General features: G+C 47.9%; 16 protein-coding genes and 1 tRNA gene. 12 read left to right on the top strand and 5 right to left on the bottom strand.

Annotated features, from left to right (window positions below):
• Positions 1–22: 22 nt before the first annotated feature.
• The 3 genes from queD to BUB59_RS10370 all read left to right on the top strand — a co-directional run bounded on the left by queD (position 23) and on the right by BUB59_RS10370 (position 1,580).
• The gene (gene queD / locus BUB59_RS10380) at positions 23–355 is read left to right on the top strand and encodes a 6-carboxytetrahydropterin synthase QueD (RefSeq protein WP_073229623.1); all 333 of its coding nucleotides are present in this window, start codon (positions 23–25) and stop codon (positions 353–355) included.
• A 67-nt stretch (positions 356–422) separates the two neighbouring features.
• Positions 423–1,094, top strand: coding sequence for a 7-carboxy-7-deazaguanine synthase QueE (locus BUB59_RS10375; RefSeq protein ID WP_073229714.1), 672 nt, complete (start codon positions 423–425; stop codon positions 1,092–1,094).
• A gap of 102 nt (positions 1,095–1,196) precedes the next feature.
• On the top strand, positions 1,197–1,580 hold the full coding sequence (locus BUB59_RS10370; RefSeq protein ID WP_073229620.1) for a VOC family protein: 384 nt from the start codon (positions 1,197–1,199) through the stop codon (positions 1,578–1,580).
• A 177-nt stretch (positions 1,581–1,757) separates the two neighbouring features.
• On the opposite strand, the gene BUB59_RS10365 is transcribed toward BUB59_RS10370, so the two are convergent.
• The 4 genes from BUB59_RS10365 to BUB59_RS10350 form a co-directional block, all read right to left on the bottom strand.
• A complete protein-coding gene (locus BUB59_RS10365; protein ID WP_073229618.1) occupies positions 1,758–2,447 on the bottom strand; it encodes a YkgJ family cysteine cluster protein in 690 nt (229 codons plus the stop codon).
• Positions 2,448–2,739: 292 nt separating this feature from the next.
• A complete protein-coding gene (locus BUB59_RS10360; RefSeq protein WP_073229616.1) occupies positions 2,740–3,384 on the bottom strand; it encodes a hypothetical protein in 645 nt (214 codons plus the stop codon).
• Between the two features lie 17 nt (positions 3,385–3,401).
• Entirely contained in the window at positions 3,402–3,905 is a 504-nt protein-coding gene (locus BUB59_RS10355) for an O-acetyl-ADP-ribose deacetylase (protein WP_073229613.1), read from the bottom strand.
• Between the two features lie 10 nt (positions 3,906–3,915).
• Positions 3,916–4,500: a hypothetical protein gene (locus BUB59_RS10350; RefSeq protein ID WP_143160341.1), complete on the bottom strand. Its 585-nt coding sequence runs from the start codon at positions 4,498–4,500 to the stop codon at positions 3,916–3,918.
• 156 nt (positions 4,501–4,656) lie between these two features.
• On the opposite strand from BUB59_RS10350, the gene BUB59_RS10345 reads away from it, so the two are divergent.
• The 9 genes from BUB59_RS10345 (at position 4,657) to BUB59_RS10305 (ending at position 11,873) form a co-directional block, all read left to right on the top strand.
• Entirely contained in the window at positions 4,657–5,304 is a 648-nt protein-coding gene (locus BUB59_RS10345) for a 16S rRNA (guanine(527)-N(7))-methyltransferase RsmG (RefSeq protein ID WP_083540281.1), read from the top strand.
• A complete protein-coding gene (locus BUB59_RS10340) occupies positions 5,301–6,086 on the top strand; it encodes a ParA family protein (RefSeq protein ID WP_073229608.1) in 786 nt (261 codons plus the stop codon). Before BUB59_RS10345 ends, BUB59_RS10340 begins: the two co-directional genes overlap by 4 nt.
• Positions 6,087–6,254: 168 nt before the next feature.
• A complete protein-coding gene (locus BUB59_RS10335; protein ID WP_073229606.1) occupies positions 6,255–7,265 on the top strand; it encodes a ParB/RepB/Spo0J family partition protein in 1,011 nt (336 codons plus the stop codon).
• Between the two features lie 15 nt (positions 7,266–7,280).
• Positions 7,281–8,081 (top strand): M23 family metallopeptidase, encoded by an 801-nt coding sequence (locus BUB59_RS10330; protein ID WP_073229605.1) that lies wholly within the window; start codon positions 7,281–7,283, stop codon positions 8,079–8,081.
• Positions 8,082–8,094: 13 nt separating this feature from the next.
• The gene (locus BUB59_RS10325; protein WP_073229603.1) at positions 8,095–8,496 is read left to right on the top strand and encodes a bactofilin family protein; all 402 of its coding nucleotides are present in this window, start codon (positions 8,095–8,097) and stop codon (positions 8,494–8,496) included.
• A gap of 354 nt (positions 8,497–8,850) precedes the next feature.
• The gene (locus BUB59_RS10320) at positions 8,851–9,594 is read left to right on the top strand and encodes a metallophosphoesterase family protein (protein ID WP_073229602.1); all 744 of its coding nucleotides are present in this window, start codon (positions 8,851–8,853) and stop codon (positions 9,592–9,594) included.
• Between the two features lie 45 nt (positions 9,595–9,639).
• Positions 9,640–9,712 (top strand) — tRNA-Met (locus BUB59_RS10315).
• Between the two features lie 20 nt (positions 9,713–9,732).
• Positions 9,733–10,191 carry a hypothetical protein gene (locus tag BUB59_RS10310; RefSeq protein ID WP_073229599.1) on the top strand — a complete coding sequence of 153 codons (459 nt, stop codon included), beginning with the start codon at positions 9,733–9,735 and terminating at the stop codon, positions 10,189–10,191.
• Positions 10,192–10,283: 92 nt separating this feature from the next.
• Positions 10,284–11,873, top strand: a complete 1,590-nt coding sequence (locus BUB59_RS10305; protein ID WP_073229597.1) for a DUF3943 domain-containing protein — start codon at positions 10,284–10,286, stop codon at positions 11,871–11,873.
• Here BUB59_RS10305 and BUB59_RS10300 read toward each other — a convergent pair.
• A complete protein-coding gene (locus tag BUB59_RS10300; RefSeq protein ID WP_073229595.1) occupies positions 11,845–13,392 on the bottom strand; it encodes a histidine-type phosphatase in 1,548 nt (515 codons plus the stop codon). The two genes, BUB59_RS10305 and BUB59_RS10300, sit on opposite strands and share 29 nt — an antisense overlap.
• Positions 13,393–13,411: the final 19 nt, after the last annotated feature.

The raw sequence follows: 13,411 nt of genomic DNA, 5'->3' as shown, positions 1-13,411 counted from the left end.
CTTAAACAAAACTAGGTACCTCATGTACAGAATCATGAAGCGCTTCGAAATCTCGGGCGCACACAAGCTGGCACTGAACTACGAAAGCAAGTGCCAAAATCTTCACGGACATAACTGGATCATTACCGTCTATTGCCAATCCAAGACCCTGGACGCCAATGGCATGGTTATCGATTTCAAGACGGCAAAGGAAGTTATTTCCCAGCAGCTGGACCACAAGTACATCAATGAGGTGGTGGACTTCAACCCAACCGCCGAGAATCTGGCCAAGTGGATCTGTGACAAGATTCCTCACTGCTATAAGGTGACCGTCCAGGAAAGCGAAAACAACATCGCCGAATTTGAAAAAGATTAACGAGCCCACCAACAATCATTCTGAGCGAAATGCCGCAGGCATAGAGTCGAAGAATCTAGATACACATATGAAAGTTTCAGAAATTTTCCTCAGTATCGAGGGCGAGGGTATCCGCACAGGCGCCCCCGCAGTATTCGTCCGTCTGTTCGGATGCAACCTCCGCTGCTCTTATTGCGACTCCATGTATGCGGTGGAAGGGTCTGACTTTCAGGAGCTGTCCCCTGTGGAGGTCTTCGAGAAGGTCAAGTCTTTCAACACCCAGTTCGTCACCTTGACGGGAGGGGAACCTCTTATCCACAAGGATGTGGAAGTTCTATTGAAAATGTTGGACGATTATGGCCTCGAGGTGAATATCGAGACAAACGGAACTCAGCCCAAACCCTCCGGCTATAGACATATGTTCTGCACCATGGACTGGAAGAGTATCTCCAGCGGGATGCAACCCAAGATGAAATTGGAAAACATGATGACCCTCTCCGGAAGGGACGTCCTAAAGTTCGTTGTGGGTACGGAAGAGGACCTTCAGGATGCCGCCCGAGTCATCGGGGCCATGGAAGCTGAATATGCCAGAAGGGGAATGAAGCTCCCTACATTCTATGTTTCTCCCATCTTCGGGACAATGAAGTACGAGGACATGGTGGACTGGATTCTCCATAACGCCACCATGAAAAGGAACAATGTCCGATTCCAGGTGCAGCTCCATAAAGTCATCTGGGACCCGGAGGCTAGGGGAGTTTAAAACCTAAGCCGTATATGACGAAGAAAGGAATGCTGGGAAATACCACCAGCATTCTTTTTTGTATATTGGTTTATGGAAAAAGTATAATGGAGATTAGTCCCTATGTTTCACGTGGAACATATCGCAATTTGGGTCAGAGATATCGAGAAGGTTTGTGCCTTCTATGAAAAGTATCTAGGCGCCACGGTTCATCCAGAATATCATAACCCGGCCAAGGGTTTTACCAGCAGGTTCCTGACATTTGATGGGGGAACTCGCATCGAAGTGATGCACCGGACCAACATTGAATCTTCAATATCCAATCCACATTTCGGGTGGTGCCATGTGGCAATGTCCCTAGGGTCCAAGGAAATGGTGGACAAGTTGACCGCCCAAATGGAAGATGACGGCATCACTATCGTAGGGCAGCCTCGAACAACGGGAGACGGATACTACGAAAGCGTGGTCCAGGACCCCGAAGGCAATCTGGTGGAACTAACAGTTTAAAGGATGTTTCACGTGTAACCTTCGCAAGTACCAACAAAGAATCCCCGAGGCTTTCGCCCCGGGGATCTTTTCAACCATCTAACAAAGGAGAACCGTATGACTAGTACGGGAGGGTAACCAGCCCTCGTATATTATATCGGTTCTCATCTTAAAATTGTCAAAAGAAATTCCACTTTTTTATATAGGGTCCTTCCCGGAGTTCAAATCCATAATCCAAAGGAGGCGCTGGATGTACTTGGGCAGGATGTCGTGAATTAGGGTGGAGGAGTCATCGTCAGGAGTAAAACATTCTTCCTGCTCCATCATGTCACTCATGACCGGAGGGAGACAACCGAACAGATTCTGGACTTCGTCGGCAGTATATTGTCGATGGAGGATGGGTTCTCCGGACAGAGTTTTGACGGCAGCAAGTTCTTCCGCAGGGTAAAACTTGCAAGGTTTCCATACCTCCTGACCATGCTTGTCCCGAGATCCGGCAGCACCAAATAGACGGCAGATAGATGCCCGCCCACCATAAATAGAACAGTGGCCTGGATACTTTCCACCCTCAAGATCAGAACGATAAAAGGGGCAATGTTGGGATTCTTCGTTCGCCCCAAAATGTTCCACGTGGAACATTTTGGTTATCGTTTCTGGTTGATTACTTATCAGCCAGGCGGCCATGTACAGTGCTTCGCTTTCTAGTAGATCCGGCTCGAAATGTTCACAGCAGGTGCCGCATCCTTTAGGGCAGGTGAACTTGGACTTTTCAAACCATTCCCGTTGTTTCGTTTCAATCCGGGAGTAAACAGCATCCATCTCGACGAGGATGTCGTATTCTTCAGTACCCCTCAACTTTTCAAGTACAGGGGCAATTTCAGAAATCATAAATGCCTTCTTGTTGAAGGCAAATCTAGCAAAGGACCTTGGGAATGGCTAGACCCTTCGACAAGCTCAACTGTGTTGGCATGCTACACCCTGCGGTTTGCAAATGTTGGCGTACTTCGTACGCTACATGCTCATGCTCGGTCATGTCCAAGCAAGCTTGGCCGCTGCTCTCGGTCTGCATGTTGGTATTAAAACTTCGTTTTAATACTACACTCTTCGCCTCAGTCATGTCAGTGAGCAAGCTCCCTGCCGCGACATTCGGCTCGATCGTGTTTCACGTGAAACAATTAGACTATTCGTCAGGTAGTTCAATTCCGTATGGATTATCCCTTTCAGGAGGAATTTCCTCTACTTTCGGTTTAGGCGGCTTCTTCCTTTCAGGAGGTCTGGTATCCCTGAAAAAGTTATAAGGATCCCCATCACCTTCATATTTATAATCCCTTCCGATAACAAGAGCAAGCTTTGAATTGTCCCACAAATTTGAATTACGTATGACAAGTCCATCATCATCTACGGGTAATGGGATATCTTTTTCAAAAACTAGACGCACTCTCCCGTTGAGCAAAGTATAGGGAACCACCACATAATCAAAGTAAAGGTCATAATCTTTAAACCCCTTGCGCAAGGATGACCTGCTAAACTCCAATTCTTCCTGTGCAACAAGATGTTTGATTAATCCTGTTCTGACTTCATAGAAGCCATCCGGCAATTTTGTAATACTGCGGGGATAAGCATAAAAGAACATGCGCAATGCAAAAGCCACCCAGGCAGTCATAAATGCCGCACCCAAAACATACATGCTAGGGTCTATTGGTACTGACTTGTCTGACTTGATATAATCCCACGCTACGTTTCCCAAAACAAAAAGAATAAAACCACCAAAGACAAACAAGCCCGTCTTGTAGTTCGTAGTCTTTACCAGAACAAGTCTTTCCATTCCTAACCTATTGCTCCCTATAATTCTTTCAGAACATCCTGGTAGATCTTCAACATTTCATCCCCAAAGCAACAGAAGATTACTTTCTTAACAGACTTGCAGGGAAAATTATTCACAGTCTGAATAGCGATCTGGGTAGCGGCTTCCCAGGGATATCCGTACACTCCGGTGGAGATAGCGGGGAAGGCCACGGTCTCGCAACCATTTTCCTCAGCCAACTTCATGGAGTTCTCGTAGCAGGATTTCAACAATTCCGGCTCCCCATGTTGACCATCCCTATAGATGGGACCGGGAGTATGGATGACGAACTTTGCGGGCAACTTGAACCCGGGAGTGATTCGGGCTTCGCCTGTCTGGCAACTGCCAAACTTCATGCAAGCCATCAACAATTCACGACCGGCAGCACGATGGATAGCGCCATCCACACCGCCACCTCCCAGCAAGGAACAGTTGGCAGCGTTTACAATGGCATCCACTTTTAGCTTGGTAATATCACCAGAGACAATTTCAATTTCCAGCATATTCAAGTTCCTATTCTTCCGGCAATTCAATTCCGTAAGGGTTATCCCTCTCAGGAGGGATTTCCTCTATTTCTGGTTCAGGAGGTTTCTTTTCTTTAGGCTTACGTCTATCCGCAAAAAAGTCCTGAGGATCACCATCGCCTACATATATATAGTCACGCCCCACTAAATAAGTATAGGTAGAACCATAGGACAATCCAAACATCTGAAGTATTATTCTAATGTAAGAAATCTTGTGTTCCTGGATTTTTTCCTCATCGAAAAAGAATCCGAACTTGTCCATTTTTCTACCAAAATACATGTAGACACCGCTGCCATCTTCCTCAAATGTCAAGTCATCCTGGCTAATATAGTGGTCAATGAAAAGGAACTTTATCTTGTAATAGCCTTCCTCATCTTTCTCAATTCTTCTCGGGGAAAGAACCATCACCCCATAGAGTTCCGGCAAACAACAAATCGCCAGAGTTCCAAAAAGGACAAAAAGCAACGGGTCTTCCAGCAGGTAATTACAACTCAAATAGATGGCCCATATAGCAGCAATAAAAGCTGCTACCTTCCAGATTGTTCCGCTATTGACTCGAACTAATTTTTCCACGACTCAAATATATAAACAAAAACCTAACACAAATTAAAAATTTATCCACAACTATTTTAAATAAATGCGCTCGTAAACAAACCTTTTGTTGATTTCCTTTTTGAGTATATCTAAATTTTTCCTTGCTTGAAATGTTCCACGTGGAACATTTCAAAAATGACACTTATGCATTATTCTGAAAACGAAGAACAGAAGAATCTTTTGAACCACTTCCTGGCCTCCAATGGGGTGGAACTGTCTGCAGAGACCTTAGACAAGCTTTATAAGTTTGCCGACCTGGTTGTGGATACCAAGGAGTATGGCAACCTGATATCCGAAAAGGATTCTCAAAAATTCTTGTCTAGACATATCGCGGACTCTCTGGTGCCTTATATATATATAGGTAAAGATTTGAAGGGTAAGCGTTGGGCCGATATGGGTGCGGGCGCAGGTTGTCCCAGTTTCCCGCTGGCCATCGCCATGCCGGAAGTCCAGTTCTATGCAGTGGAACCTCGCAACAAGCGAGTGCAGTTCATGAACTTCGTCAAAGACCAGCTGCACCTGGATAACATGACTGTCGTTGGCAAGCGTTTCGAAACTTCCGGTCTTGCCTATCTGGATTTTGTCAGCTGCCGCGCCCTCTCCACTTTTGAAAATGACTGGGAACGCGCCCAGCCGGGTCTGGCCCGCGGTGGCCAATTTGTGACCCTGAAGAGTTTCAATAATATCGTTCACCTGGAAAACGATCCGGCAGTACACATATATAAATATGCACTGCCCCAGGAAGAACAGGAATATGCCCTTGTTACAAGAGGTAACGAATGAGTAAAGTGATCGCTATATGCAACCAGAAGGGTGGCGTGGGTAAGACCACTACCGCCGTGAACCTGGCTGCCAGTTTTGCCGCCCTCGAAAAGAAGACTCTTCTGATCGACATGGACCCCCAGGGTAACGCATCCCAGGGTCTGGGCTTCAACGAAAGCCAGGAAGTGGACGCCCACGAAATCCTGGACTTGGCCGTCAACCCGGACAACATTACTTACGAAAACTTGAAGCCTGCCATCCTGGACACCACCCTGGATTTCCTGAAGGTCATCACTTCCGGACCGGACCTGGCTGTCATGGAAATTGAACTGGTGAACGCCATGAGCCGCGAACACCGTCTGGAACGAGTGATCAACATCCTGAAGCAGTCCTTCGAGTACATCATCATCGATGCACCTCCCAGCCTGAACTTATTAACATTGAACGTCCTGACCGCAGCAACTAGCGTGCTGATTCCGGTGCAGTGTGAATATTATGCACTGCAGGGTATGACCGAACTCTTCAAGACCATCCGCGAAGTCCAGAAAAATTTGAACGCCGGCCTGAAGATCGAAGGCGCCCTCCTGACCATGTACGACTCCCGCCTCAGCCTCTCCAAGCAGGTTGCGGAAGAAGTCCGCGAAAACCTGAGCGACACCGTGTTCCAGGCAATGATTCCGCGCAACGTGAAACTGAGCGAAGCACCCTCCCACGGCAAGCCCGCCATCCTTTACGATGTACAGAGCAGCGGTGCCCAGGCATACATGAAGCTGGCCGAGGAAATCCTGAACAAGGACAAGTAGTACTTGTTCTGGATCTTCAATCCAACACAAGGACAAGTAAGTCCGCAGGATCTTTCCGCACGTATTAAAAAGAAGTAGAGAATAATAAATCGCTAGTTTCTTCGCTTCGCTCGGAATGACGTTACATATGAAACTTAAGTGAGCGCAGGAAGAATAAGGAAAAATTTTATGGGTAAGAAATCTTTTTCTCTGGGACGTAGTCTCGCTGACATCTTGAAGGACCACTCCGCAGAAACTCCTGTAAACCAGGAACAGCCCGCAGCAGAAAACGGATCTATCAACAATGCAGCCGCCGAAAGCGACAATCAGCAGAAGATTGTTGAAATCGACGTGAACCTGGTGGACCCCAACCCTTTCCAGCCCCGCAAGACTTTCAACGACGACGAACTGGTTGAACTTGCCGAAACTATCGAGAAGCATGGCCTGATCCAGCCCATCGCCGTTCGCAAGGTGGGCGACCGCTACCAGATTATCAGCGGTGAACGTCGTACCCGCGCTACCAAGCTGGCCGGACTTTCCACCATCAAGGCACAGGTCTACGAAAACCTGGATGACAAGATCATGGGCGAATGGGCCCTCATCGAAAATATCCAGCGTGTGGACTTGAATCCTGTGGAAGTTGCACAATCCTATCAACAGTTGATTGATCTTCACGACTATACTCACGATGATTTGGCCAAGACTGTTGGTAAGTCCCGCTCCGCCATTACCAACGCACTTCGCCTGTTGAAGCTGCCTGCCCAGGTTCTTTCCTGGATTCAGGAAGGCAAGATTTCTTCCGGTGCAGCCCGCGTGCTCTGCTCCGACAAGATTGACAATCCGGAAGAGATTGCCCGTCGCGCTATCGAAGAAGGTCTGAACGTCCGCCAGCTGGAAGCAATTTCCCGCGGCGAAGATATCAACACTCCGACTTCTGCAGAGATCGAAGTTCACACTGGCAGTGAACAAGGTGAACAGAATATTGAAAATCCGAGCGAATCCCAGCCGGCAGCCCAGCCCGCTCCCAAGAAGGAACTGAGCGCCGACCTGAAGCAGTTCGAAAATCGTCTTGAAACTTTCTTCGGCACCAAGGTCCAGCTGAACCCCAGTGCCGCATCCGAGTCCAAGGGTACCATCGTCATCAACTACTACAGCATGGATGACCTGACCCGCATTCAGGAACTGATGGAAAACCGTTAATCCGGGGAACAAATCTTGAAAGGTAAGTATTACACAATCCAGATCATTCCGGAAGACTCCCAGGGAATCAGAAAATACCGTCTGCATGCCCTGTGGTTCACTCTGGCAAAGATTTTTGCCGTAGTTTTCCTCGTTGGAGTGATTGCAGGTATCTTCGTAGTGAAGAAAGGTACCAGCGTTCTTACTAATTACGAGCGATTGAAAATTGCAAACGCTCAGCTTTCAAAGAAAAACGCAAACTACGAAGAACTTTTCTCTCGAATTGACTCACTTTGGGTCCTGGAAGAACGTCTTCAGAACATCTTTGAAACGTTCGTAGAGAATGATTCCAATAAAATCAATAGTTTGATTGAAAAGGACAAGTTCGCACACTCTCCTTCCGAGAAAAATGAGATTGATTTTGAAGGAATTCATGGTTGGAAATCCCCTGCAGAACACTTGAAGCAGGAAAGAATGCCAAACGTAGTACCTGTAGTGGGTGTCGTCAGCAAAAAGTTCTCCCCAGAAACAAATCATATGGGTGTAGACCTGGCAGCAACCTCCGGAAATCCGGTCTTTGCGGCAGGCAGCGGCACAGTTGAATTTGCAGGCAAGAAGGATGACCTTGGAAACATGGTCATCATCAACCACCAGAATGGTTATATTACTACCTACTCTCACATGAAGGACATCCGCACTTCCAAGGGACGCAATGTCTCCAAGGGCGATGTCATCGGTACAGTAGGTGCCACAGGAAACTCTACCGGTCCCCATCTCCACTATACCATCTCTAGAAATGGTGAAGAGCTGGATCCGGAATTATTCTTTAACTTCTAATAGCGAGGAAAACATGGCAACTAAAGGTGAACAGGAAATCACCCAGATCGGCAACAGCGTCACTCTCAAGGGCGACGTCAGTGGTAAGAGCGACGTCCGCGTTGCTGGCAACATCATCGGTAGCGTAAATATCGAAGGTGAAATCATCGTGGAACGCCAGGGCTACGTTGAAGGTGAAGTCAAGTCCCTGACTGCTGTTATTGCAGGTACCATCAAGGGTAACATTGAATGCGCTGAAAAGCTCATTCTCGAAAGCACCTCCAAGTTCATTGGCAACATCAAGACCAAGCAGCTGATCATTCAGGAAGGCGCTCAGTTCCAGGGTAACTGCCAGATGGGCGTAAACCTCCAGCAGAACTCTCAGCAGCAGGCTCCTAAGTCTCAGCCTCAGCCCGAAAAGAAGCTCGACCTCTAACTTTTCACACACTTACTAATTATTATTAGATATTTATATAAATAGTAATGGTAATTGGTTTAGTGAATAGTGGACAAGTTTTCGGTTGTGAAAGTGTAACTTATTGAGCATCAAAAAGTTCTACACTTAACACTGGAGCTTCCGAATGTTGAAAATCGAGAATTTATTCACTTTTTTCAACGTTGACAGATGTTGAAGTCTAGTTTTCAATACCAATTCACATGTGTTTCACAAAACGATGTTGAAGATGGTGTTGAAAATCGGATTTCGTTCATGACATATGTCACAAAAAGTACTTTATTTGGAATATTTTTCGCTTTGTGAGATATTTTTAAGCTATATTAAACCTACCTTATGAAATCAACTTTTCTAAAAATTGGCCAGATTTCCGATCTCCACATCGGCGATGACGAAAGTCTGGTTCAGGGCATTGATGTACGTGCCAATTTCATGGACGCACTCCATTCGGAGTCCATGAAGGATTTGGATTTGTTGGTTCTCTCTGGTGACCTTGCAAACGAAGATGCCGAACCGGGCGCTTATAAGTACGTAGCCGAAGTAGTCAAGAGCTTGCCTATTCCCTGCTGCGTCATTCCGGGTAACCATGACCGTATTGAGGTTATGGAAAAGTACTTCGACCTCAAGGGCAAAGTCCACAATGGCAGATGCTACTACCGCTATGATATTGCGGGTAGGACTATCTTCTTCCTGGACAGTGCCGTAGGTGATATCTCCCGCGACCAGCTGGATTGGCTCAAGGCGGAAGCTGCCAAGGTCAAGGACGAAGTCATCGTCTTCATGCATCATCCCCCTTGCTTCTGCAACCACCGCTTTATGGATCTCCGCTTCTTCATGCGTAACATGCTTGAAGTGCAGGAAGTCCTGGCAGGCATCCCTAATCTGACCCACATCTTCACTGGTCACTATCACGATCACTTCGAAGTGTCCCTCGGCCGTCAGAAGGTTCACGTTTCACCTGCAAGCCAGATGCAAATTGACCCCAGCACTCCCTATTTCAGCCTCAAGAGCTCTAATCCCGGATGGCAGGTCATTAAATGGGGTAAAGATTTTGTAGAATCTGAAGTTTATTTCAAATAACCCCTTGAAATTATTCAGATAATTAACTAAGTTTGTTCAACCTTTGGCGGCTTAGCTCAGTTGGTAGAGCGTCGGAATCATAATCCGCAGGTCTGTGGTTCGAGCCCACAAGCCGCTAGTAAATAAAAAGAGGCAGATATGTCGAAACGAGTTCTTGGAAAGAAAATCCTTGGAATCACGTTCTTGGCGGTCGCCTCTTTTTTTGTGTCTGCAAATCTCGTAGCTTGCGGTGAAGAAAACGAAGCTGTTCCCGAGATGCAGTCTCAGTCTCAGGCACCTCGCAGCGTTCCCATTGTAGATGTTGGCGTTTTCAACGCTCCTGCAAGTAGCGTCATCACTGCGGAAAAGGCTAAGCTTTATGCAAAGGCAAGCGCTACCCTGGTGGAACTGGGCTTCCGCTGGTCCGAACGTATCGACAAGGCACCCAACGACGAAAAGGTCCAGATTCTCAATGCATACAATGTGGCTCGCGACCAGGCATGCGCCCGTGTGGGTCTCAATGGTATTGCAGAATACAACTGGATTACTTCCGTAGCGATTCCTGACCCGAAGAACAAGGCCGTCTTTGAATCCGTCGGCGTAAAGACTGCAAATTAGCGCTCTTTATATTCATCCTGAATTTATAACATTCGTCTAGAACTTTGGAATGCTCAATCCAAAGTTTCTTTTTTATAACTAGCTTTTAGTACATGAAGAGAGAAAATATTTTCATTTTTGTGGTTCTTGCATTTTGCGTAATGTCCTGGTCTCAGTTGACTCATCAGGAGATTGCCAAGATTCGTAATGTTTCCATGGAGCGTGATTCGGTTATCAGCATCCAGGAAGCAATGCAGAGGCGAAGGGATATCATTGCGGCTGACTCCATCCGTGTGGCGGACTCTCTCCGTCAGGCTGGCGTCATCATGGACGAAGTGGATCATCAGCACATGCTTCCGGAAGATAGTATTGCGCAGAAGGTGGTATCTCCCTTCGTGACGGCTTCCGAAGTTTTAGGTCTTAATGTATTCGTGTGGTCTTGGGACTATTACGTGCTGGACAAGCATTACGCCCATACGGGTCCTGACTATTGGAAACGTAACATCAGGGAAGGCTGGAAGTGGGACCATAACCATTGGGCTATCAACTTCTACGGACATCCCTATCAGGGATCCATGTATTATGCTTCCGCCCGCGCAGGTGGTAACGGTTTCTACCGCAGTATGGTGTGGACAGCTCTGGGAAGCTTCACCTGGGAGATGTTCGCGGAGACGGAATATCCCGCACCCAACGATTTGCTCACTACCACTATTGGCGGCTCCATGTACGGTGAAGTGCTGTACAGGCTTTCACGTTTGGCTTATAACAAGAGCGATGTTCCCTGGTACCGCCAGCTGGCTGCCTTCGTGCTGGAACCTGCTGGATATCTACAGCGAAAGGCTTTTGGTAACCGGGATTTCTATACGGGCTGGGTCCCGGTGGAACTTGTGATTGCTGCGGGTGCAGGCTCCCGATTTGGAAGTGACTATCGCATTGGTGGCCAGAACGCAGACGAACTGGATGAGGAATGGCGTGATCGTCACGGCATGATGGCGCTGCATCTGGAATACGGCAAGCCCTATACAAAAGTGAAGCAGCCCTTTGATTATTTCACTGTGGATGTATTTGGCGAAGGTGGCCTCGAAGGGAACGTACTTCAGCTGGACATTATGGGCAAGCTGAAGAACATCGGTGTTCATGGTCGCGGTCACTGGATTGATTTTTCCATCAACCTGGACTACGATAGTTTCTATGGGGAACTGGCAACCGTCAGTACCATTGCTCTAGGTGGCGCCTTGGATCTTGCCCTATGGGTAACGCCCAAGTTGCGTTTCCGAGTCGAGAATGAATTGTACTGGATTTTGCTTGGAACAGCGGACATGGGCTATGATGACTTGATCAAGGAAGTTCATCCGGAGTACTCTTCCGACATGAATAACTATCAGTACAATCTCGGTCTGAAGTACAGCCTGATGGTGGAATTCCTCTACAAGGACAAGTGGCGCCTTTATAACATGGCTACGCTGGATGCCATGCGCACCATCCCCAGTTCACTGCCGCATTATGGCGCAGTAGGTTGGGACTTCCTCCTGCTGAACCATACGGCGCTGGAATACAAACTGACGGACCGCATCGATGTGGGTAACCGCCTGGATACCTATCTCAAGATGGCCGCCTATTCATCGGAAATTTTCGAGCCCATGAGCCGAAGGATTTTCACCTTCTCACTGTACTTTAATTTCCACTTGATGACGGGGAAGTAAGGATTTTCTTGTAGAAGTCCTTCACGTCGTCCCAGCGGTAGTATGGAGCGGCGGGACACTTGGAAGCCTGCTTTTTAGCAGGCTTTTTTGCTTGCTTCGGATTGGCGGTTTCTTTCGAGTTAGCTGCCGCGACGTTCTCGGTTGTTGCGACGTTCTCGCCGGCTACCGTTTCGATGTCAGCGCTGCAGGGAATAGGTGCGGTGACTTCACGTTCGTTGTACAGGAACTTCACCAGGATATCGTCGGACTTTTTCGGATTCTTGTAGAAGACCATCTGCAGGTTTGCAGCCATGGGAATGACCTTAAAGTCAGTCCACTGTTCGTGAAGAGTGGAGAGGTCGCTTACCTTTGCGTTGGAAACAGAGAGCTGCATCAAGCCGGCGAGAGGCAGCAGGCCTGCGTCATGACCGAAGCGTAGGGTGGCTACCGTATGTTCCGTGAGGGATTTTGCAGCATCCAGGGCGATGGCGTGGTTGGCTTCGCTGATGATATTTTCCAGGGTACCCTTGGCGTAGTCGATTCCCTTGGTGGTATTCTGGAGGGGGCTTGTACCCAGCAGGCTGTACCACCAAGAATTTTGAGCCTTCCAGCGTGTGATGGATTCCTCTACGGTAAAGAGGCTGTCCAGAATGTCGTTGCATTTGCCGGTCTTTACGTCACAGAGATTGGCGTGGATGACATCCTTCAGGGGAGCGTCCATCCCCTGCATGCTGGCGACGATTTCGAACAACTTATTATAGAAATTGTTGGCGTCCAGATTGGCGGCCACGTAGGCGCTGTCGCTGAACAGTTTATTCATGAGGGGCTTGGAATCAATGGCGTTCCATAGCTTGTCACTTTCAGTAATGTAGGCTTCCGGACGTGTGTAGTCCATATTGCCCCAGTCAAAGGTGCAGATGAAACTCATCAGGTCCTTACCCGATTCCATGCGGATATCTACGTCGGGAGCCACACTGGAAAGACCTGCGGTGAACGCTGACATGCTGACGATGCAACGGCCGGAAGTGCTTGCGTAGGCATCCACATGGGGCTGGATCTTTTTACCCTTCACCTTCTTAACCTTGAAAAGTTCGGGGAAGTTTTTTGCCATACGCTTGGCGATTCCTTCGTGCTGCTTTGCGCCTACCTGAGTCAAGTCACCGGCTCGGGGCGCTGCCTTCTTTGCAAGAATCTGGCTGGCGATGAGAAGTCTCTTGCCGTCTAGTGTCAGAGCCTTGGCGGCGTCTGCCTTCTGGAGAGTTTCAAACAAGTAGTTGTATTCGTCGGCGCTGTGATGGTAGCGGCTACCGTGGCGTCCGTAGTGACTGATATAGAAAGGCTTGTAACCCTTGGGTGCCTTGGTATACTTGACGTTTCTGTCCGGCTCCGGATAAGCAAGGTAATTACTGGAAGTGTATGCTGGATGTGCCTTCAGTTCCTCCAGGGTGGTCTGTGCCTGGGCGCCTGTGGCAAGGAATAAACCTAGGGCGGTAACAAAAAATACGTGCTTCGGTGTTATAGAATTAAAAGTTTTAAACATCAGAAAAATCTCTTTTTTT

Origin of the sequence: Fibrobacter sp. UWEL, assembly GCF_900142535.1 — a bacterium.
GTDB lineage: Bacteria > Fibrobacterota > Fibrobacteria > Fibrobacterales > Fibrobacteraceae > Fibrobacter.
This window is presented reverse-complemented; position numbering and strand designations above follow the sequence as displayed.